The sequence below is a fragment of the Curtobacterium sp. 314Chir4.1 genome (assembly GCF_900215175.1).
GTDB classification, from domain to species: Bacteria; Actinomycetota; Actinomycetes; order Actinomycetales; family Microbacteriaceae; genus Curtobacterium; species Curtobacterium pusillum_A.
In genome coordinates this window covers 18,869-39,744 of the sequence record NZ_OCMI01000003.1, presented here as the reverse complement: position 1 = coordinate 39,744, position 20,876 = coordinate 18,869, and the positions used below count along the sequence as shown (strand labels likewise).

Here is a 20,876-nt window from a genome sequence, read left to right as displayed (position 1 = left end):
GCTGCACCGTGCGGATGTGCTCGCCGAGGTCGCCCCGGCTCGCGCGTACGCTGCCCGCATGACGTGGCAGACCGACCTCCTCGAGCGGATCCGCTCGCAGGTACCCGCCGGCAGCACGGTCGAGCCGTACGGTTCGGTGACCGAGCCCGGCACGCTCGACGGCTGGAGTGACGTGGACGTGACGCTCACCCTCACGGCGGACGTCGACGCCGAGGCGCTGCTCGACAGCACGCCGTGGGCGTGGCAGGAGCACGAGACCGAGACCACGCAGACGCTCCGGCTCGTGCTGGTCGACGGGCGGCGGGTCGACCTGACCGTGCTGGGGGAGCGCGTCCGGCTGCCGACACCGCCGGCGGACGACAGCGTGCGGTTCGACGCCGCGCTCGCCGCGGTCCGGTTCGGCCGTCGGAACGACCTGATCGGGATGCACCTCGTGCTCGGCATCGTCCGGACGGCCCTGGTCGACGTGATGGTCGCGATCGACGCTGAGACCGGCACCGACCACCACCGGTCCGGATCGCCACTGGACGCCCGCGCGTCGGAGGCGCATGCGCTGCTCGCGGAGCCGCTCGGTCCCGACCTCGCACTGCGGGCAGCCGAGTTCGCGGGACGCTGCCGGACGGCGATCGACCCCGGCCACCGTGCGGACTGGTCCGGTCTCCGTGCCGTGATCGCGCTGGGCGCGGGCGGCTGACGGATCGGACGCGTCGGGTCCGTCGCGCGGTGCACGGCATCTCCCCCTCAGGGCGGACGCGGCCGGGGGCACCGCTCCCGTAGCGTGGCCGCCGTGATCGAAGTCGAGCACCTCACCAAACAGTACGGTCCGAAGACCGCCGTCGACGACGTCTCGTTCGTCGTGCGGCCGGGCAGCGTGACCGGCTTCCTGGGCCCGAACGGCGCCGGGAAGTCCACCACGATGCGCATGATCATGGGACTCGACCGCCCCACCGCGGGACGGGCGACGGTGAACGGTCAGCCGTACCGGAGCTTCCGCGACCCGCTCCGGCAGGTCGGCGCGCTGCTCGAGGCGAAGGCGGTGCACCAGGGTCGGAGCGCGTACAACCACCTGCTCTCCCTCGCCGCGACGCACGGCATCCCGAAGTCCCGTGTGCACGAGGTCATCGACATGACCGGCCTGGAGTCGGTCGCCAAGAAGCGCGTCGGCGGGTTCTCCCTCGGCATGGGTCAGCGGCTCGGCATCGCGGCGGCACTCCTCGGCGACCCGAAGAGCCTCATCCTCGACGAGCCGGTGAACGGACTCGACCCGGACGGCGTGCTCTGGGTCCGGCAGCTCGCTCGACGGATGGCCGCCGACGGTCGAACCGTCTTCCTGTCGAGCCACCTCATGAGCGAAATGGCGCAGACAGCGGACCGCGTGGTCGTCCTCGGCCGTGGCCGGGTGCTCGCGGACGCCCCGATCCAGGAGTTCGTGGCCGGCGGCGCGGCGAACGGCGGCGGCAGTCGTGTCGTCGTCCGGACGCCCGCGCCGGACCAGTTGTTCCAGGCGATCGGCCCGAACGCGTCGATCACCCCGCGCGAGGACGGCACCTTCCTGGTCGTCGGTCCGGACGCCGTGACGGTCGGGAACATCGCCGCGCAGGTCGGCGTGCCGCTGCACGAGCTCACCCCGGTGGGCGCCAGCCTCGAGGAGGCCTACATGGCCCTCACCCGCGACGACGTCGAGTACCGATCGGAGGGCACCCGATGACCGCCACCGCCACCGCCCTGCCCGTCACCGTCCGGCTCGGGTTCGGCCGACTGATCCGCAGCGAGTGGATCAAGCTCCGCAGCATCCGGTCCACCTGGTGGTGCTACGCCATCCTCGTCGCCGTGACGGTCGGGATGGCGGCACTGCTCGGCGGTGCCGTCGGCGCGCCGGGCAGTGACGTCCCGCAGGACGCCCTGAACGGCAGCTTCGTGAGCATCAACACCGCCAGCGTCAGCTTGACCGCGCTCGTGGTCGGCGTGCTCGGCGTGCTGATCATCACGGGCGAGTACGGCACCGGCCAGGTGCGCTCGACGTTCACGGCCGACCCGGGCCGGACCGGTGTGATCCTGGCGAAGGCGACCGTCCTCGCGGTGACGACGTTCGTCGTGAGCATCGTCTCCACCTGGATCGGCGTGCTCCTGTCCACCGCGCTGCAGTCGGCGAAGGGTGCCGACGTCGCGATCGGCGACCCGTCGGTCTTCCTGCCGATCCTCGGCTCGTCGGTGTACGTGACGCTCCTCGCCCTGCTGGCGTACGGCATCGGGCTGCTCCTGCGGTCGAGTGCCGGTGGCATCGCCGTGACCGTCGGCATCCTCCTGGTGCTCCCCATCGTCCTGTCGGGCATCGGCAACCTGATGCGTCAGCAGTGGGTGCTCGACATCGCGAAGTTCCTGCCCGACCAGGCGGGGATGCAGCTCTACACGTACTCCTACACGGGCGCGCAGCAGGACGGGGTCGTGCTGAACGGCTGGGGTGGGTTCGCCGTCCTCGTGGCCGAGGTCGTGGTGATCGGTGCGCTTGCCCTGTCGGTCGCGCGCCGACGCGACGTCTGACGCGACCGCGATGCGGACTGGAGGCGCGGTGCCAGCTGGCACCGTGCCTCCAGTCCGTCACTTGGTCGCGGTCCGCAGGATCTCGTACCGGTGCATCGTGACGCCGTTGTCGAAGCGGCGCTGCTCCAGCAGCTCGAGCTGCAGCGGCTGCCGGATCGCGTCGGCGGGGGAGTCGAACAGCGGCCGGCCGGCTCCGAGGACCGCCGGGTGGGTGAAGAGCAGGAGCTCGTCGAGGAGGCCCGCGGCGAGCAGTTGCGTGGCGAGGTCCGCACCGCCGACGCCGATGTCGCCCTCGGACTCCTGGCGGAGCTCGGCGAGCCGGGCGATCGCGTCGTCGCCGTAGATCGTCGTGTTGTGGTCTGCCGCGGTGCGGGAGCGTGACACGAGGATCTTCGGCTGCTCGGTCCAGATCTCGCCGTACTCGCGGAGGTAGTCAGGCAGCGACTCGTCGGTCCGGGCATCGGGCCAGAACGGGTCCATCATGTCGTGGATCACGCGGCCCTCGACGCCCATCGTCATCGCCTTCGCCCGTTCGTTGAAGAAGCGGTGCAGTTGCTCGTCGATGCGGATCCAGTCGGGTGCGCCGAGGTCGCCAGCCGGCGCCGGACGGCCCTCGATGAAGCCGTCGAGCGAGATGTTCATCCAGTACACGAACCGTGCGGGCATCGCTGACTCCTTCGTCGGGCGGTGGCGCCGAGCATACGCGCGCGGGGCAGGCGCGTGCGGGTGGGCGAATGCTCCCTACGCGGGGTCGGGCTCGGTGAGCGCTGCGGCGTAGGCGCGGACCGAGCGGTTGTAGCGGGGAAGGGTGGGCTCGACGGCCTCGATCGCGACGCGCAGGGCCTCGTCGTACCGGCCGGCGCTGTGCAGGGCGAGCGCGAGGAACACCCGCGGGGCAGCGCCCGTCGACGGGTGGGTGGGTGCGTCCCGGAGCATCGCGATCGCCTCGTCGACCCGGTCCAGGTTCCGGAGCGTCGACGCGTGCTGCACCACGAGCTGGGCGGCACGGGTGGGGTCGATCTCCGCGAGGCCGGCGGCGGTGGCGGCGGTGTAGTGGACGTCGGCCTCGGCCTCGTGGCCGGCGGAGTCGAGCGAGCCGCCGAGTTCGAACGCTCCGAGGGCGGGGTGCGGGGCGGCCGAGGCGAGTTCGTGCATGCGGTCGATGCGCGTGGTGTCGTCGATCGTGTCGTCGGCCCAGAGTGCGACGACGCGGGCTTCCCAGTCGGTGTCGGTCATCCGGACACCGTAGCGGGGTGTCCGCGCGCATCGGCACGGGGTTGGTTGTGCTCAGTCGGTGACGGTCGCGCGGAACGAGCGCACGAGGGGGATGCCCGGACAGACGATAGCCGGCTCGCTCCACGCCAGGGCGGACCCGATCGCGGGGTACTCCGCAGCACGGACGAACCACGGGTCGCGGTGGTCGAGCGCCTCGAGGCGGACCGCCGCCGGGGCCCCGTCGAACACGGCCGACCACTCGATCCACGGTGCGACCGACCCGTGCACGGCGTCCTCGCCGGTGGCGTCCGCCGTCCGGACCGTGATGTCCGCGCACGGCGGGAAGCGCCAGAAGAACCCGCCGTAGCCGGCACCGACGCGGCCGTTGCTGCCCGGGCCACCGAGGTGCACGACGGCGTCGCCCGGTGTCCGGAAGGAGGACGACCACGTCAGCTCCCAGCCTCGGTCGACGGCGCGCCAGGCCAGGGATCGGTCCTCGTGGAGGGTGACCGCGCGATCGGGCCCGCGCCAGACGACCTCCTGCTGCAGCGCGTGTCCGTGCAGCTCGGCGTGCGGCACGTCCGCGCTGCCGTGGTCGTCGCGCCAGACGTAGCCCTCGCCGTGCACGTACGTCCGGCCGCCCCAGCAGTTCACCCCGTCCAAGTCCGGGATCGCGAACCCGACGCCGCAGTGCCAGTCGTGGTCCGGCGGGTGGTGGGCGCTCACGGTCGTGCCGCGGAGCGTCCGCACGGGGTGCAGGTACGGGCGGGGGGACGACGTCGCGATGGTCCCCGCGCCGTCGAGCATCGTCGCGACCGGGGTGCCGTCGACGAGGAGCTCCTGCAGGACCTCGTCGCGGGTGGTGTGCGCCCACGGAGCACCGACCTCGGAGAACAGGGCGCGTTGGTCGGCGGCTCGGTCGACGATCGCCTCGACGTCCGCGACGAGGGGCCGGCGCTCGGGGCCCTCGCCCTCCCCCGTCACCCAGGGGTGGTCGATCTGCACCGGCTCGGTCGCACGGACGGCCTCGAGCACCTCGACGAAGGTGCCGGTCGACTCGAGCGGCACCAGGAGCTCGTCGCCGCGGGAGCGGTGGGCGAGCAGGTTCTCGAGCAGGTCCGTCCGACCGAGGTCCCGCGTGACCCCGTCGACGGTGACCTCGTCCGTCGTGTAGCCGAGTGTCGCCGCGCCCGTCGTGCCACGGACCCGCACGGTGGGCAGGACCTCGGACGGAGCACAGAGGGTGAGCGCCGCGGTCGCCTCGAGCCCGGCCGTCGTGGTGACCCGGACGGCCGAGGTGTCGTCGCCCTCGATCGCGTTCGCCCGGTACAGCTCGACCTCGACACGGGCGACCTGGTCGGCACGGCGGCAACCGACCAGCGCGAGTGCGGTGGCCACGGCGTGCGCGAGCGGGTTCGTGACGACGCCGTCCAGGACGTCCACCCCGCCGAACCGTCGACGTCCGGCCCACGCGGAGCGGTCCCAGTACGCCTGGTTCCGGGTCCAGGTCCCGACGGCCGCGGCGGAGCGGACGGCCCCGACGAGTTCGCCGGAGCGGAGAGCCGGGATCGCGTGCGACCCGAGGCTCTGGAACCCGACCTGGACCACGCGGCCGGAGCGGTCCGCCGCGTCCAGCAGTGTCGCGAGTGCCGCGCGCGTCGTCACCGGTGGCTTCTCGAGCAGGACGTCCGCCCCGGCTTCCAGAGCAGCGAGCGCCAGCGGCAGGTGCGCGCCGATCGGAGCGGCGACGACCACCACGTCGACCGACCCGACTCGCGCAGCGGCGGCGACGTCGGTGACCACCGGGACACCGCCGTCCGTCTCCGTGCCGAGGGTCGGGTCGACGACCGCCGTGAGTCCGCACACTCCGGCAGCGACGAGCCGGTCGATGTTCGCGCGGTGGTGCAGGCCGAAGCCGCGCGCGCCGACGAGCACCACGCCGGGCAGGCTCATCGAGCGGTGCCGATCACGATTCGGGTGCGGCCCGGAGAACGCCCGGTGACGTGCACGTGCTCGCCGTCGGGCCGGTCCGTGCCGCCGAGGAAGGCGTAGTCCTGGCCGGGCGCGTAGAACGCCGGCTGGCCGGGCCCCGAGCCGTTGCCGGGGCCGAACGTCACGGTGTCGCTGCCGACCCGGTACGACCCGGTCCCGGCGTCGAGGACACGCTCCCCGGTGCCGGCGTCGGTGCTCACACCCGAGAAGGTACCCCCGGCGCGGAAGGTCAGCTGGAGCGACCACGGCACGTCGGCACCCGCGGTCTCGACGTCGAGCACGACCTCGCCGGGTGTGACGGCCACGTCGACCGTCGTCGTGAGCGCGACCGAGTCCAGCGCGCGGTCGCCGAACGACATCGACGCCGAGAACCGTCCCTCGTCCGTCAGGTCGTAGTCACCGAGCGGGCGGCGCGTCTCGGCGGCGAGCGGCTGGTGGTAGCCCGCCGTCACCCGCTCGGTCAACCGGAAGCGTCCGTCGTCGAGCACGTCGAGCACGTCGAGTTCGGTCGGGCGGAACGGCCCGAGACCGAAGAACTCCCGCGACAGCCGCACGTCGGACAGCACGACCGAACCGGCGAACACACGCAGGAAGGTCGGGCTGTTCGCCAGCCCCGAGCGCACGTGCCCCTGCGCCGGGACGTCCGAGCCGGCGAAGAGCACGACGTCGCGGTCGGCCTCGCGGACGTGCACGAGCCGGGCGCCCGTGAACGCGGTGGTGCCGACCGGGAGCGGGTCGCCGCCGGGCAACGGCTGCGCCAGGAGCGGGTCGGTCATGGCGCGCGCGGCGACCGCCCCGGGCTGCCACATCTCGGCGGTCGCGGCGCGGGCGGCCACGGCGGCCAGGTCGTGACGGCCGTCGAGGACCGCGACGTGCCAGAGCAGGGGAGCGAAGGCCCCGATGCCGAACGGCTTCGACTGGTCCTGCCGGCGGGACTGCACGGTCTCGACGGTGTCGTCCGGCAGCAGCAGCGCGAGCGTCGCGTCGAGGGACCGGCGGACCGGGTCGAGCAGCGCGGGGCGACCGAGCACCTCGGCGAGCACGAGGAACGACGGGCAGGAGACGGCGGCCGCGTAGTTCGGGCTCCGTTCCGACCACAGGCCGTCGTCGTCGATGTCCGGGCCCTCGGCGAGCCACGCGTCGATGCGTTCGACGAGCGCCGGGTCGGGGAGCAATCGGTGGACGCGGGCGAGCGCAGCCGAGATCTCCCAGCGGTGGTTCGGCGTGTGCACCCCGCCGGTCAGCAGTGCGGGCGTCGCACGGTGCACGATCCCGTCCAGGTCGTCGGCGAGTGCCCCGGCCGCCGGCACGGTCGCACGGTGCGGCGCGAGGAGCTCGAGGGCGTCGCACACGTCGTTCACGGTGAACGCGGAGTCCGGCGGGGAGAGCACGTTGTCGCCGCCGACGAAGGTCCCGCCCGGCGACTGCCGGGCGGCGAGGTGCCGGACCCAGCCGTGCGCGGTGGCGAGGTCGGCGTCGTCGGGGCGATCCGTGCCTCCAGGCCGGTTCCGGGCCCACGCGCCGACCAGCGTGAGGGCACGCGCCATCAGTTCCCGGTGCTGGAGCGTCGCGGGGTCGTCGTCGGTGCGCCGGAGGCGAGCCGCGTCGGCGTCGGCGGCCGGACCGACGAGGTCGAGGAAGCCCATCAGTCCTTGAGGCCCGCGTTGAGGTCCGCGCCGTTCACGTACTTCTGGAAGACCAGGTAGATGAGCACGAGCGGGATGATCGAGATCACCGAGGCGCCCAGCAGCACCGTCCAGTTGACGTTCTCCGCGCCGACGATGCTCTGCAGGGCGATCTGGATCGTGAACTGGTGCGGGTCGTTCAGCACGAGCAGCGGCCAGATGTAGTCGTTCCACCGCCACTGGAACGAGAAGATCGCCAGTGTGAGCATGATCGGACGCGAGATCGGCAGCATGATCCGCCAGAAGATCCCGAACTCGCTCGCACCGTCGATGCGGGCGGCCTCGACGAGGTCGTCCGGCACCGTGATGAAGAACTGCCGGAACATGAAGATGCCCGTGGCGGTGATCACCGACGGCACGATGATGCCCGCGAGCGAGTCGTACATGCCGAGGTCCCGGATGACGATGAACGTCGGGGCGAGGATGACCTCGGTGGGGAGCATCGTCGTCGCGAGGATGCAGACGAAGAACACCTTGAGCCACCGGTTGTCGTACTTCGCCAGGGCGTACCCGGTGGCGGCGCTCGCCAGGACCGTGAGCACGGTGGTGACCAGGGCGACGATGACGGTGTTGCCGAAGTAGCGGGCGAAGTCGTAACTGGCCCAGGCCTCGGTGAAGCCGCTGACCGACCAGTTCTTCGGCAGCAGGGTGAGCGGGTACGAGAACAGTTCGCCGCCGGGCTTGAACGCGCTGAGGACGAACCAGAGCACCGGGAAGCCGAAGGCGATGATGAAGACCCAGAGCAGAGCGGTCGCGGCGATGGCACGGGGACGCGGCGCGCGGTTGCCGCCGTGCGCGGGCTTGGTCTTCGTCTCGTGGTCCGTCGCTGACGAGCGGGACGCGCCGGGTGCTCCGTGTGCGCCGGACGCGCCGGGGGCGCTGGGCAGGGTGGCGGTCATCGACGGGCCTCCGTCCGGCGGTTCACGGCCAGCTGGATGAGCGCGATGGCCATGAGGATGAGCATGAGGACCATCGACGCCGCGCTCGCGTAGCCGATGTGGGCGTTCTGGAACCCGTTCGTGTAGATGTACTGGACGAGCAGGTTGTTGTCGGTGCCGGGGCCGCCGCCGTTGAGCGCCTGGATGGTCGCGAACTCCTTGAACGCCCCCAGTGAGGACAGCAGGATCACGATGAACGACGTCGGGGCGATGCTCGGCAGCGTGATGTAGCGGAACTGGTGCCAGGCGCCGGCACCGTCGAGCGACGCGGCCTCGTAGTAGGACTGCGGCACGTTCCGGATCGCGGCGACGAACAGCAGCATGTTGAACGCCGCGCCCGCCCACGCGGTGGCGAACACCACGACGAGCAGGGACAGGTCCGCGTTGGACTGCCACGGCACGGCCTTGCCACCGAGGGACTCGATGACGAAGTTCGCCAGCCCGAAGTTCTCGCCGAACATCCACCGCCAGATCACACCCGTGACGATGGGGGAGATGAGCCACGGCACGAAGAACACGATGCGGGCGACGCTCCGGCCCTTCGCGGCGGGGCTCGTCAGCATGAGCGCCATGGACAGCGCGAGCACGAAGCCGAGCGGGACCGCGACGACCGCGTAGAGGAAGGTGCGTGCGAGCGCCGCGTAGAAGGTGTCGTCGGCGAAGAGCTGGAAGTAGTTCTCGAGACCGATGAACTTCGGGGCGACGACACCGTTGTAGTCGGTGAACGAGTAGCCGAGGCCGATCACCGCGGGCCACACGAAGAACACGACGAAGAGCACCGCGTTGACGCTGACGAACAGGATCGGGGCGAGGACGGGCTTGCTGACGCCGGAGCGTCGACGTTTGGTCGTCCTCGTGGCACCAGGCCGCCGAGGCGGCACCGGGGTGGGCACGGCGGTCTGCACGTCGCCGGCTGCGGTGGGGATGCTCACGATGATCCTCTTCGTTCGTCGTGCTGGAGCTGGAGCTGGAGCTGGAGCTGGAGCTGCGGGGCGGGATGGGCGCCGGGCGGCGCCGGCGGCGGGCGCGGCGGGCGTCGGGCAGAGCGGGGGAGGCGGACGCCAGGGGCCGGGCGCACACGCGCCCGGCCCGTCGGTCACCCCACGTGGTCCTCGTAGTACTTCGTGATCGTCTCGAGGGTCTTCTTCGCCGACTGCTGCCCGTTAATGAGCTTGCCGACCTCGGCCGTGGTCGGGTCGGTGCCGAGCTCCTTGCCCTCGACTGCCCACTTCGCGCTCTCCTTGGCGTAGGAGCTCGAGATGGGATCGGCGGCGTCGATCTCCTTCTGGTACAGCGCGAAGGAGTCCTTGGCGGCCTGCGACTCGAACGGGTAGGTGATGTCCAACCCGGTCTCGACGGGCAGGAAGCCGTTCGTCGTGACGAGCTTCGCGTAGTTCGTCGGGTCGTACATGTACTGGATGAACTTCTTCGCCGCTGCGCCGCGGGCATCGGAGTTCTGGAAGCCGACGATGTTGCCGCCGTAGTTGATCTCGGTCGCGTGGGTCGGGTCCGCCGGGGTCGCGGCGCTCGCCCACTCGAAGTCGGTGATGTTCGACGCGAAGTCCGACGACTGCCACACGCCCGAGAAGTAGGCGACGACCTGGCCGCTCTTGAACAGCGCGTTCGGGTCCTGACCGCTCGTCCACACGGACTTCGGCATGGTGGAGTCGTCGTTCATGTCGGCGAAGTCCTGCAGCGCCGTGACCGTCTTGGCATCCGTCGGGAACGAGCCGTCCTTCGCCTGCTGCATGAAGTCGGTGCCCTTGGTGAACATGTACGCACGCAGGCGCGACGGCGAGGAGTCGAAGGTCAGGTCGTACTTCGCGCCCGTCTTCGCCTTCACCTGGTCGGCGGCCTGCAGGAACTCGTCCCAGGTCCACGCCTTCGCCGGGTCGGTCGGGTACGAGACGCCGGCCTCGTCGAACAGCGACTTGTTCACGAAGAGTCCGGCCGCGGTGACGTCGGACGGGATCGAGGTGACCTTGCCGTCGTCGTCCTTCGCGATGATGTCCTCGTCGATCTTGTTCGCGTCGTCGTCCACGATCGAGGACAGGTCGACGGTCTTGCCGGTCCAGATCGGGTCGATGCCCGCGGCGCGGACGACGTCGGGGAGCGAGTTCGCCTGTGCCGACTCGCGGAGCTTCGTCTGCAGCCCGTCGTAGGGCAGGTTCACGATCTTCACCGTGACGCCCGTCTTCTGCTCGTACGCGGTCGCGAGGTCCTGGTACCCCTTCTCCTGCGCGGTCGAGGTGCTGAGCCAGAAGGTGAGGTTGTCCACCTTCTCGCTCGACCCCGAGCTGCCGGACGCACAGCCGCTCAGGAGCGCGAGCGCGGCGATCCCGCCGGCGAGCGCGAGCATTCTCTTGGATGACTTCATCGTCACTGCTTTCGTTCGGGACCACGGTCTGTGCCGCGGGCGAGCGTTCGGGATGTCTCGGCCGAGGACACAAGGTCTACACGACGTGAGCGCTCAGGGCAAGCGCTTTCCTTGCGAATGTCGAGACATTGTGACCTGGCCGCCGCACCTGCGGTGCGGCGGCGATCCGTGCCTCCTCGGAAATCGCTATCCTCGCCACAGACGACGCACGGCGCAGACCGGACTGGAGGCGCGACATGCCTGAACGGAGCAACGTCACCCTGGCAGACGTGGCGGCGCGTGCAGGCGTGTCGCTCGCGACCGCCTCGCGGGCGCTGAACGGCAGCACGCGGAAGGTGCGGCAGGAGTCGGTCGAGCGCGTGCACGAGGCCGCTCAGGCGCTCCGCTACACCGCCAACGTGCAGGCGCAGGCTGTTGCCCGCGGGACCACGACGACCCTCGCGCTGGTCGTCGGGGACATCGCGGACCCGTACTTCGCGGCGATCGCGGCCGGGGCGATCCGGGCTGCCGACGAGGCCGGACTCGTCGTCACCATCACGTCGACCGGGGGTGACCCCGCGCGGGAGGCCACGCTGCTCGGCGTCGTCGCCGGACTCCGGCCACGCGCGGTCGTCCTCGCGGTGAGTCGACGGCTCGGCGCGGGCGGCGAGGTCGCGGCCGCGGTGGCCGGGCTGGTCGCCGCCGGCGCAGGGGTGTCGGCACTCGTGTCCGACCTCGACGGCGCGGTCACGGGCGTGGAGGGCGTGCAACCCCTGGTCATCCGCAACCTCAGTGGCGCCGCGGCCCTCGCCGGAGCGCTCGTCGAGCAGGGGCACGAATCGTTCGCGGTGCTCGCCGGGGACCCCGAGCTCGTCACCGCCCGGGCTCGGGTGGACGGCTTCGTGGCGGGGCTCGCGGCGCACGGTCTCCGGGTCCCCGACCGGGCGATCGTGCCGTCGGAGTTCTCGCGCGACGGCGGGTACCGGGCGATGTCCGCGCTGCTCGACGCCGCTGCCGACGGCGGTCCGGTGCTGCCGCGGTGCGTGTTCGCGGTGACGGACCTGATGGCGGTGGGGGCGGTCGCGGCGATCCGCGAGCGCGGGCTCGTGCCGGGCGTCGACGTCGGTGTCGCGGGCTTCGACGACGTGCAGATGCTCGCCGACGTCGTGCCGGCGCTGAGCACGGTGCGGCTGCCCCTCGAGGACATCGGGGCGCGGGCGGTGCGGCGAGCCCTCGGTGTCGAGGTCGACGGGGCCGTCGACGGCGAGGTCGTGCTGCGCGCGAGCACCGCGCGGTAGGGCTGCCGGGCCGGGTCGGGGCGGGTCACGTCGGGGCGGGCCGGTCGACCTCGAGAGGGCACGATGTGTCGCTCTCGACGCTCGCGCGTGACCATTCGTGCCACCTCGGCGGACGTGAGCGGCAGGTCGTGCCCGCTCAAGCGAGCCGGGGGTCGCGTGCGCCGATGCTCGCGCACGCCCGGGTGCGTCGCGGCGAGCGGGCACGAACTGCCGCTCCGAGGGCTTGAGTGGGACGATTCGTGCCCGCTCGGCGGACGTGAGCGGCGTGTTCTGACCTCTCGGCGGCCCCGCCTCGGAACGCACACGAACGAACACGCGCATGCGATCGGCCCGGCACGTGGTGTACGGTTCCGGCAAGCGCTTTCCCGTTGATCGGGAAGCGGGCCACAGCGAGCAAGGGAGCACGCGTTGACCACGCGCACCATCGGCATCATCATGAACGGCGTCACCGGACGCATGGGGTACCGCCAGCACCTCGTCCGGTCGATCCTGGCCATCCGCGACGACGGCGGGCTCCTCCTTCCGGACGGCACGAGGCTGCAGGTCGAACCGGTCCTGGTCGGCCGGAACGCCGCGACGCTCGAGGAGATCGCCATGCGCCACGGCATCGAGCACTGGACGACCGACCTCGACGCCGCCCTCGCCGACCCGCGCTGGGACGTCTTCGCCGACTTCGCCGTGACGAGCGCCCGAGCCGGTGCCCTGCGGAAGGCGATCGCCGCCGGCAAGGCGATCTACACCGAGAAGCCGACGGCGGAGACCTCCGCCGAGGCGCTCGAGCTCGCCGGACTCGCGGCCGCGGCGGGCGTCCCGAACGGCGTCGTGCACGACAAGCTCTACCTGCCTGGGCTCCGTAAGCTCCGCCGCCTGATCGACTCCGGGTTCTTCGGGAAGGTCCTCAGCGTCCGGGGCGAGTTCGGCTACTGGGTGTTCGAGGGGGACTGGCAGAGCGCGCAGCGACCGAGCTGGAACTACCGGAAGCAGGACGGCGGCGGCATCGTCGTCGACATGTTCCCGCACTGGAACTACGTCCTCGAGCAGCTGTTCGGCCGCGTGGAGTCGGTGTACGCCCGCGCGGTGACGCACATCGAGGAGCGCACCGACGAGCAGGGCTCGGCGTACGAGGCGACCGCCGACGACGCGGCCTACGGCGTGTTCGACCTCGCCGGTGGCATCACGGCGCAGATCAACTCGTCGTGGGCGGTCCGCGTCGACCGCGACGAACTCGTCGAGTTCCAGGTGGACGGCACGGACGGCAGCGCCGTGGCGGGCCTGTTCGGGTGCCGGATCCAGCCGCGGACGGCGACACCGAAGCCGGTGTGGAACCCGGACCTCAAGGACGAGCGGGACTACCGCGGGCAGTGGCTCGAGGTCCCCGACAACGAGGAGTTCGGCAACGGCTTCCGCGCACAGTGGGAGGACTTCCTGCGCGACCTCGTCGCCGGTCGCCCGCACCCGTACGACCTGCTGTCGGGTGCCCGCGGCGTGGCGCTCGCGGAGGCCGGTCTGCGGTCGAGCGCCGAGGGTCGACGCATCGACCTGCCGGAGCTGAGCCTGCCCGCCGGGGCCGAGCCGCGCCTCCAAGGCGACAGCGTCGACAGCGCCGCCCGCGCCGACGTCCCAGAAGTCGTGCAGCGAACCGAGACCGTCGGGGCACGCGCATGACCACCCTGACCCTCCTCGCCCCCGACGGCACGACCAGCCGCGTCGACCTGCGCGAGCCGGCCGTGACGGCCGCGGCGAAGCCGACCGCGCCGCTCACCGAGCGCGTCGTGTACGCCGCAGCCCACGTCGTCCCGCGCGTCGCGGCCGACAACACCCCGGGCGCCCCGGCCGACCTGGACTGGGACGCCACCCTGGCGTTCCGGCACCACCTCTGGTCGTGGGGCCTCGGTGTGGCGGACGCGATGGACACCGCGCAGCGGAACATGGGGCTCGACCCGGCGGCCACCCGCGAGCTCGTGACGCGCAGCGCCCGCGAGGCACAGTCCGTCGGCGGCCGCATCGTCATCGGCGTGAACACCGACGACCTCCCGGACCAGGTCGCCACCGAGCAGGAGATCGTCGACGCGTACGTCGCCCAGCTCCACCACGCCGAGGACGCCGGCGCGGGGGTCGTGCTCATGGCGAGTCGGCACCTGGCTCGCCTGGCCGGCGGCGATCCTGCCACCTACCGCCGCGTGTACCGCGAGGTCATCGAGCGTGCGGGTGCGCCGGTCGTCCTGCACTGGCTGGGGGAGGCGTTCGACCCCGCCCTCGCCGGGTACTTCGGCGGCCAGCAGGGCCCCGACACCGTGCTGGACATCATGGGCGACGCTGGGTCGAGGGTCGCCGGCATCAAGATGAGCCTGCTCGACGCCCGGGCCGAGGTCGCCCTCCGCTACCAACTGCCCGCGGGCGTCCGGATGTTCACGGGCGACGACTTCCACTACGTCGACCTCATCGCCGGGACGGACCGGAACCACTCCGATGCCCTGCTCGGGGCGTTCGCCGCGGTGGCGCCGATCGCCTCCGCTGCCGTGCAGGCCCTCCCCGACGAGGCCGCCTACCGCGCCCTGCTCGGCCCCACCGAGGCGCTGTCCCGTCACGTTTTCAGCGCCCCGACCTGGCACTACAAGACCGGCATCGCGTTCCTCGCCTGGCTGAACGGCCACCAGCCCGCCTTCGCCATGGTCGGCGGCCAGCACGCCGGCCGCTCGCTACCGCACCTGTCCGAGACGGTGCGGCTCGCGAACGCCTGCGGCGCGCTCGAGGACCCGTCGCTCGCGGCGTCGCGCTGGCACGACCTGCTCGCGGTGGCAGGGGTGCCGGTGGCTGCCGGGAGGCGCGGCTCGGCCCCCGCCGACCGCCCGCTCTCCGGGGTGGTCGCGTGAGCCCTTCGGTGCAGGCCGCGCGGACCGGTGCGGTCCCTGGCTCTGCACACCCGCATCCACGACTGTCGATCAACCAGGCGACGATCAAGTACGCCTCGCTGCGGGACGCCCTCGACACCGTCCGCGGCGCCGGTGTGCAGGCGATCGGCACGTGGCGGGAACCCGTCGCCGAGGTCGGACTGGACGAGGCCGTGCGGATGGTCGCCGACTCCGGCCTCCGGGTGTCGTCGCACTGCCGCGGTGGCTTCTTCACCCTCCCACCCGGCACCGATCGGCAGCGCGCGCTCGACGACAACCGGCGGGCGATCGACGAGACGGCGGCGTTGGCGGAGGCCGGAGCGCCCGGGTCCGCGCCGGTGCTCGTGCTCGTCGCCGGCGGACTGCCCGGCGAGTCCCGCGACCTGGTCGGCGCCCGCGGCCGTGTCGCCGGCGCCCTCGCCGACCTCGTTCCACACGCGCTCGACGTCGGCGTGCAGCTCGCCGTCGAACCGCTGCACCCGATGTACGCCGCCGACCGGGCCGTCGTGTCGACCCTCGCGCAGGCCCTCGACCTCGCAGCGCCGTTCCCGGCCGCTGCCGTCGGGGTGGTCGTGGACACGTTCCACGTCTGGTGGGACCCGGAACTCGCAGCGTCGGTGGCCCGCGCGGGCGCTGCGGGTCGGATCGCGAGCTACCAGGTGTGCGACTGGCTCACCCCGATCGCCGCCGACCCGCTGCTGTCCCGCGGTGTGATGGGCGACGGGCACATCGACTTCGGGCCGGTGACCGCTGCCGTGACCGCCGCCGGCTACTCCGATGACGTCGAGGTGGAGATCTTCAACCAAGCGGTGTGGGACGCCCCGGCGGCGGAGGTCGTCGACCGCGTCGTCCGGGCGTTCGCGTCCGAGGTGCCCCTGCCCCGCTGAGGTCCGCCGACCTCACCGTGCGGGGTCGGACGCGGCGCCGCCGCGCAGGGTGCGAGGTCCCACGCGTCGTGCGAGGCTCGGCGCGTCCCACGGAGCGCGGAACCTCGCACAATGCCGGAGCGAGGCCCGCCCGGGTGGGTCAGGGCCGCCGGGCGAGCACCACGCTGTCGAGCACCTCGTGCGGCGCACCCTCGGGCGTCGTCGCCGTGCGCGGCCGGAGCTCGGCGGCGAGGACCTCCCACGAGTCGTCGAGGTCGAGCGCTGCGAGGTCCTCCTCCGGCGTCGGGAACCGGTACGCCCGCAGTTCCTCGGGCAGGTCGCCGTGCGGCGGTGCGGCGTGGGCCGTCACGAGCAGGTGCCCGCCGGACGCCACGAGCCCGGCGGCCCGGCGCAGGATCGCCTCCCGTGGGATCTGCACCGGCCACGACTGCAGGAACGAGGCCGTCACCAGGTCGAACCGTGCCGCGGTGTCCCACGCGTCCAGGTCCGCCGCGACGAACGCCGTGCGGTCCTCCACGCCCGCGGCGACCGCGGCCCGGGAGCCACGCGTGATCGCCGTCACGGACAGGTCCACCCCGGTCGCGTCCCACCCCTGCCGGGCGAGCCACACCACGTCGCCGCCCTCCCCGCACCCGAGGTCGAGCGCCCGCCCCGTCGGCAGTGCGTCGGCGACGTCGGCGAGCACCGCGTTCACCCGGCCCGACCAGATGCCGTCGCGCTCGGCGTAACGGGCCTCCCACCAGGCGCGGGCGGTCGTGTCGGTCGGCTCCTGGTGCGTGTGCATGCCGTCACTCCACCGCATCCCGCGCTCGCCGGACAAGCACCGTTGCCGAACCGGCAACGCCGCGGCTCGCGGTGTGAACGGCGGGGCGGACCGGGGGACAGGTCCCGATCGGCAGCGTGCGGCCGATCGCCTTCCCGGCCCGTCGGCACCAGGGGGACGGCTGTCCCCCGTTCGAGGGGCACACTGCCAGGTCCGCGTAACCGGCCGGTCACTCGCGGTGCACGAGGAGCCGTCAGCATCGAACGATCACCGCACGGCACCGCCGCACCGCACCGTACCTGCACCACTGCAACGCCATTCGTCACGCCTGAACCAGGGGAAGGCCCGACATGACGTCCACGGACACGGTGGTCGACGCGCGCAACGCGTCGACCACGAACAGCACGGATCAGGAGTCCCGGCCCCCGGTGGCGGTGGCGGAGCCGCCGTACCTCCCCACCCCGCCCACCGACCGCGAGAAGTACTGGTACATGGGCGCGCAGCACCGTTGGATGCTCTTCGCCCAGGCCGCCGCGTTCGCCCTCATCGCGTCGAGCATCTGGCGCTTCTCGACGTCCGCTCCGGGGCTCCTGCTGTTCCTCATCCCGACGACGCTGTACTGCCTGACGCTGTGCATCTCGCTCGCCACGAGCTCCCGGCGCAAGCGCTTCGGCAAGCGCGACCACATCGAGCGCGTCCAGGGGTGGCAACCGGCCAGGTACCCGACCGTCGACGTGTTCCTGCCCACGGCGGGGGAGCCGATCGCGATCCTCGAGAACACCTACCACTGGGTGGCGCAGCTCCGCTGGCCGACGACCCTGACGGTGTACGTGCTCGACGACGGGGACCGGCCCGAGGTGGCCGAGCTCGCCCGCCGGCACGGGTTCCGGTACGAGGTCCGACCGAACCGCGGCCACCTCAAGAAGGCCGGCAACCTCCGGTACGGCTACGAGCAGTCGGACGGGGACCTCATCGCCGTGTTCGACGCCGACTTCGCGCCGCGTGCCGACTACCTGCACGAGCTGGTCCCGTACTTCGACGACCAGGCGCTCGGCATCGTGCAGTCGCCGCAGTTCTTCGACGCGCAGAAGGGCATGCACTGGCTGCAACGGACCGCCGGCGCGACGCAGGAGCTCTTCTACCGCTGGATCCAGCCCGCCCGCGACCGCTCGAACGCCGCGATCTGCGTCGGCACGTGCGCGATCTACCGTCGAGCGGCCCTCGAGCAGGCCGGAGGGTTCGCCCAGATCGGGCACTCGGAGGACGTCCACACGGGCGTGAACCTCATGCGCGTCGGGTTCCTGGTGCGCTACGTGCCGATCATCGTGTCGAAGGGCATGTGCCCCGACGACCTCGCCTCGTTCCTCAACCAGCAGTACCGCTGGTGCACGGGCTCGATGTCGCTCCTCGCCGACACGACCTTCCACGAGAACCCGCACATCAGCCTGCGGCAGCGGATGTGCTTCTGGTCGGGCTTCCTCTACTACATCTCCACCGCGGTGAACGTGTTCCTGTCGCCCCTGCCCGGACTCGTGATGCTGTTCGGGTTGCCGCAGTGGATCATGCCGCAGAACTCGGTGTGGCTCCTCGGCGCGATGGTGATGTGGTTCGTGGTCGTCCCGATCATGTACAAGTCCCGCTGGCGCATCGACGTCCTCCGGATCCAGACGCTGTACTCCTTCGCCCACGCGGTCGCGATCGTGCACGTCCTCACCGGCACGACCCGGGAGTGGGTGCCGACCGGCGCCGCGAAGAAGATCACCACACCGCTCGGTACGCAGATCGCCAGGGTGATGCGGATCACCGTCACCGTCTCGCTCCTCGTCACGTGGACGGGACTCGCCTGGGCCACCGTCCGGTACGGGTTCGACATGCTCTGGGCGATGTGGATCCTCGCCGCGATCCACGCCTACGTGCAGGTCCCGATGCTGTTCCTGACGGTCCCCGCTGCGCCCAAGCGGGCCCGGCGCTCGCCGGTGGTGACCCCGTCGACACCGGTCGGCTCCCTGCCGGAGCCGAGCCGCGCCTCCAGTCCGACGCCTCCTGCGTTCGGTGAGCGGCTGGACCCGGTCGCGCTCCCCACGACCGCCGCCCCCGTCGAGGAACCGGTGCAGGCCGAGCGTCCGCAGGCCGCCGGGCCGCGCCGCTTCCGGCCGGACATCCAGGGGCTGCGAGCGATCGCCGTGCTGCTCGTGGTCGTCTACCACGCGGGAGCGCCCGTCCTCACGGGCGGGTACGTCGGGGTCGACGTCTTCTTCGCGATCTCGGGCTTCCTCATCACGGGGCAACTCCTACGCGAGGTCGAGCGGAACGGCCGCATCGACTTCGGGTCCTTCTACGCCGGTCGCATCCGACGGCTGCTCCCCACGGCGCTCCTCGTGATCGGCGTCACCGTGGTCGCGACGCGGGTGTTCGACTCGATCCTCCGGGCGTCGAACGTCGCGTGGGACGGTGTCGCGGCGACGTTCTTCGCGCTGAACTACCGGCTCGCCGCACAGGGCGTCGACTACCAGGCGGCGGACGGCCCGGCCTCGCCGCTCGAGCACTTCTGGTCGCTCGGCGTCGAGGAGCAGTTCTACCTGCTCTGGCCGCTCGTCCTCACCCTGGCGATCGTGCTCTGGAAGCGCCACCGTCGCCTGCCGATGACCGCGGTCGTCGCGCTCGTGTTCGGCGGATCGATGTGGGCGTCCGTCACGATCACGGCACACGACTCACCGCTGGCGTACTTCTCGATGCAGACCCGCGCGTGGGAGCTCGCCGCCGGGGCGGTCCTGGCGCTCGGCGCCCGGTACGTCGCACGGATCCCGGGCGTGCTGCAGATCGCACTCACCTGGCTCGGCCTCGGCGCGATCCTGGCGAGCGCGTTCCTGTACTCCGACGAGACGCCGTTCCCCGGCACCGCCGCGCTCCTGCCGGTCCTCGGTGCCTGCGCGGTCATCGCCGGCGGTGGCGTCCACCGGCGCGGGTCCGTCGAGACCGTCCTCCAGCTGAAGCCGTTCCAGGCGATCGGCAAGGTGTCCTACGGGTGGTACCTCTGGCACTGGCCGATGGTCGTGCTCGTCCCCGTGATGGTGAACCGCGACCTCGGCTGGCTCGAGAAGCTCGAGGTGATGGCGGTCGCCCTCTGGGTCGCCACCATCACGTACCACCTCATCGAGTCGCCGTCGGCGCGTGCCCGCTGGAAGCGCATCCGGTGGGCGGCGGTCGGAGCGGGCGCCGCGGCGGTGACCACGGCGACCGCGGTGGTGGTCGTGTTCTCGGTGCCGGCGCTCGTCGGCAGCGGTGGGACCGTGCAGGCGGCGCAGCTCGACCAGGGGGACTCCGCCGAGATCCAGACCACGATCCAGTCCGCGCTGCAGACGTCGGACGTGCCGGCGAACCTCACCCCGAGCCTCACCGCGGCGGCCGACGACCAGCCGGACTCCACGGACAACGGCTGCCACGCGGGCTACCTGCAGATCGAGCAGAAGGCGTGCGTGTACGGCGACCCGACCGGCTCTCGCACCGTGGTGCTGTGGGGCGACTCGCACGCGCAGCAGTGGTTGCCCGCGTTCGACGCGGCCGGGAAGTCCGAGGGCTGGAAGGTCGTCGCCTGGACGAAGGCCGCCTGCCCGGTCGCCCAGGACGTCGAGCTGTTCAACTCCTCGCTGAAGCGCACCTACACGGAGTGCCCGGAGTGGCGGGACGCGTCCATGCGGCGCATCGAGGCCCTCGCCCCGGACCTCGTGGTGATGGCGCAGTCGGACAACGTGCCCGGCAAGCAGGTGTCGAACACCACGTGGGCGGACGGCACCGCCGAGACCGCGGCCACGATGCAGGCAGCGGGTCTCAGGACCGTGTACATGCTCGACACCCCGGTCCCCGAGGGCGACGCGGTGTCCTGCGTGGCCGAGCACCTCGACACCGTGGGGGAGTGCAACCAGTCCGAGCAGCGCGCCTACGCGGTGTCCGGGCGGCACGAGGACGTCGCCGACACCGTGCGGGCGGCCGGGGTCCCGACCGTGGAGCCGCGCGACTGGTTCTGCACCGAGGACGGGTGCCCGGTGGTGGTGCAGGACAAGCTCGTGTACCGCGACCAGACGCACATGTCGACGGCGTACTCGCGGTGGCTCGAGCCGCTCGTGGCGCCGTTGCTGCGCACGTAGGCGCGGGCGCCTGCGGTCGGCGGTCGGCGGGAGGCCACCGGCGGTCGGCCGGGGCGCGGCGCGTTCGCAAAAGCGACAGTGTGCCGCCGACCTCCGGCGGCACACTGTCGCTCTGCCGGGTGCGACGGAGGGACATCCCGGCAGCGTGTCGCTTTCGCGGGACGC

General features: G+C 72.0%; 16 protein-coding genes. 8 read left to right on the top strand and 8 right to left on the bottom strand.

What is annotated here, in order from left to right:
- Positions 1 to 58: 58 nt before the first annotated feature.
- The 3 genes from CRP27_RS09180 (at position 59) to CRP27_RS09170 (ending at position 2,541) form a co-directional block, all read left to right on the top strand.
- Entirely contained in the window at positions 59 to 694 is a 636-nt protein-coding gene (locus CRP27_RS09180) for a hypothetical protein (protein WP_141399727.1), read from the top strand.
- A 93-nt stretch (positions 695 to 787) separates the two neighbouring features.
- Positions 788 to 1,708, top strand: coding sequence for an ABC transporter ATP-binding protein (locus tag CRP27_RS09175; RefSeq protein ID WP_097180991.1), 921 nt, complete (start codon positions 788 to 790; stop codon positions 1,706 to 1,708).
- Positions 1,705 to 2,541 (top strand): ABC transporter permease, encoded by an 837-nt coding sequence (locus CRP27_RS09170; RefSeq protein WP_097180414.1) that lies wholly within the window; start codon positions 1,705 to 1,707, stop codon positions 2,539 to 2,541. Before CRP27_RS09175 ends, CRP27_RS09170 begins: the two co-directional genes overlap by 4 nt.
- A gap of 57 nt (positions 2,542 to 2,598) precedes the next feature.
- Here CRP27_RS09170 and CRP27_RS09165 read toward each other — a convergent pair whose 3' ends face one another.
- The 7 genes from CRP27_RS09165 to CRP27_RS09135 form a co-directional block, all read right to left on the bottom strand.
- Positions 2,599 to 3,207 carry a dihydrofolate reductase family protein gene (locus CRP27_RS09165; protein WP_097180413.1) on the bottom strand — a complete coding sequence of 203 codons (609 nt, stop codon included), beginning with the start codon at positions 3,205 to 3,207 and terminating at the stop codon, positions 2,599 to 2,601.
- A gap of 75 nt (positions 3,208 to 3,282) precedes the next feature.
- Positions 3,283 to 3,777 carry a tetratricopeptide repeat protein gene (locus CRP27_RS09160; protein WP_097180412.1) on the bottom strand — a complete coding sequence of 165 codons (495 nt, stop codon included), beginning with the start codon at positions 3,775 to 3,777 and terminating at the stop codon, positions 3,283 to 3,285.
- A 51-nt stretch (positions 3,778 to 3,828) separates the two neighbouring features.
- Entirely contained in the window at positions 3,829 to 5,709 is a 1,881-nt protein-coding gene (locus CRP27_RS09155) for a DUF6807 family protein (protein WP_097180411.1), read from the bottom strand.
- The gene (locus CRP27_RS09150; protein WP_097180410.1) at positions 5,706 to 7,394 is read right to left on the bottom strand and encodes a hypothetical protein; all 1,689 of its coding nucleotides are present in this window, start codon (positions 7,392 to 7,394) and stop codon (positions 5,706 to 5,708) included. Before CRP27_RS09150 ends, CRP27_RS09155 begins: the two co-directional genes overlap by 4 nt.
- On the bottom strand, positions 7,394 to 8,332 hold the full coding sequence (locus CRP27_RS09145) for a carbohydrate ABC transporter permease (RefSeq protein WP_255257515.1): 939 nt from the start codon (positions 8,330 to 8,332) through the stop codon (positions 7,394 to 7,396). The genes CRP27_RS09150 and CRP27_RS09145 overlap by 1 nt, the downstream gene beginning before the upstream one ends.
- Positions 8,329 to 9,303 (bottom strand): carbohydrate ABC transporter permease, encoded by a 975-nt coding sequence (locus CRP27_RS09140; protein WP_217990719.1) that lies wholly within the window; start codon positions 9,301 to 9,303, stop codon positions 8,329 to 8,331. The genes CRP27_RS09145 and CRP27_RS09140 overlap by 4 nt, the downstream gene beginning before the upstream one ends.
- A gap of 164 nt (positions 9,304 to 9,467) precedes the next feature.
- A complete protein-coding gene (locus CRP27_RS09135; protein ID WP_255257514.1) occupies positions 9,468 to 10,748 on the bottom strand; it encodes an extracellular solute-binding protein in 1,281 nt (426 codons plus the stop codon).
- 236 nt (positions 10,749 to 10,984) lie between these two features.
- On the opposite strand from CRP27_RS09135, the gene CRP27_RS09130 reads away from it, so the two are divergent.
- From CRP27_RS09130 to CRP27_RS09115, 4 genes are all read left to right on the top strand, one after another.
- Positions 10,985 to 12,025, top strand: coding sequence for a LacI family DNA-binding transcriptional regulator (locus CRP27_RS09130; protein WP_097180408.1), 1,041 nt, complete (start codon positions 10,985 to 10,987; stop codon positions 12,023 to 12,025).
- Between the two features lie 435 nt (positions 12,026 to 12,460).
- Complete coding sequence (locus CRP27_RS09125) at positions 12,461 to 13,690, top strand: Gfo/Idh/MocA family protein (RefSeq protein WP_097180988.1); 1,230 nt, start codon at positions 12,461 to 12,463, stop codon at positions 13,688 to 13,690.
- Positions 13,687 to 14,898: a DUF993 family protein gene (locus CRP27_RS09120; protein WP_097180407.1), complete on the top strand. Its 1,212-nt coding sequence runs from the start codon at positions 13,687 to 13,689 to the stop codon at positions 14,896 to 14,898. Before CRP27_RS09125 ends, CRP27_RS09120 begins: the two co-directional genes overlap by 4 nt.
- Positions 14,895 to 15,803 carry a sugar phosphate isomerase/epimerase gene (locus tag CRP27_RS09115; RefSeq protein ID WP_097180406.1) on the top strand — a complete coding sequence of 303 codons (909 nt, stop codon included), beginning with the start codon at positions 14,895 to 14,897 and terminating at the stop codon, positions 15,801 to 15,803. The genes CRP27_RS09120 and CRP27_RS09115 overlap by 4 nt, the downstream gene beginning before the upstream one ends.
- Before the next feature lie 139 nt (positions 15,804 to 15,942).
- Here CRP27_RS09115 and CRP27_RS09110 read toward each other — a convergent pair whose 3' ends face one another.
- Positions 15,943 to 16,587 carry a bifunctional 2-polyprenyl-6-hydroxyphenol methylase/3-demethylubiquinol 3-O-methyltransferase UbiG gene (locus tag CRP27_RS09110; RefSeq protein WP_097180987.1) on the bottom strand — a complete coding sequence of 215 codons (645 nt, stop codon included), beginning with the start codon at positions 16,585 to 16,587 and terminating at the stop codon, positions 15,943 to 15,945.
- A gap of 329 nt (positions 16,588 to 16,916) precedes the next feature.
- Between CRP27_RS09110 and CRP27_RS09105 the strand changes: the two genes are divergently transcribed.
- Positions 16,917 to 20,711 (top strand): SGNH hydrolase domain-containing protein, encoded by a 3,795-nt coding sequence (locus CRP27_RS09105; RefSeq protein ID WP_097180405.1) that lies wholly within the window; start codon positions 16,917 to 16,919, stop codon positions 20,709 to 20,711.
- The last annotated feature ends 165 nt before the right edge of the window (positions 20,712 to 20,876 follow it).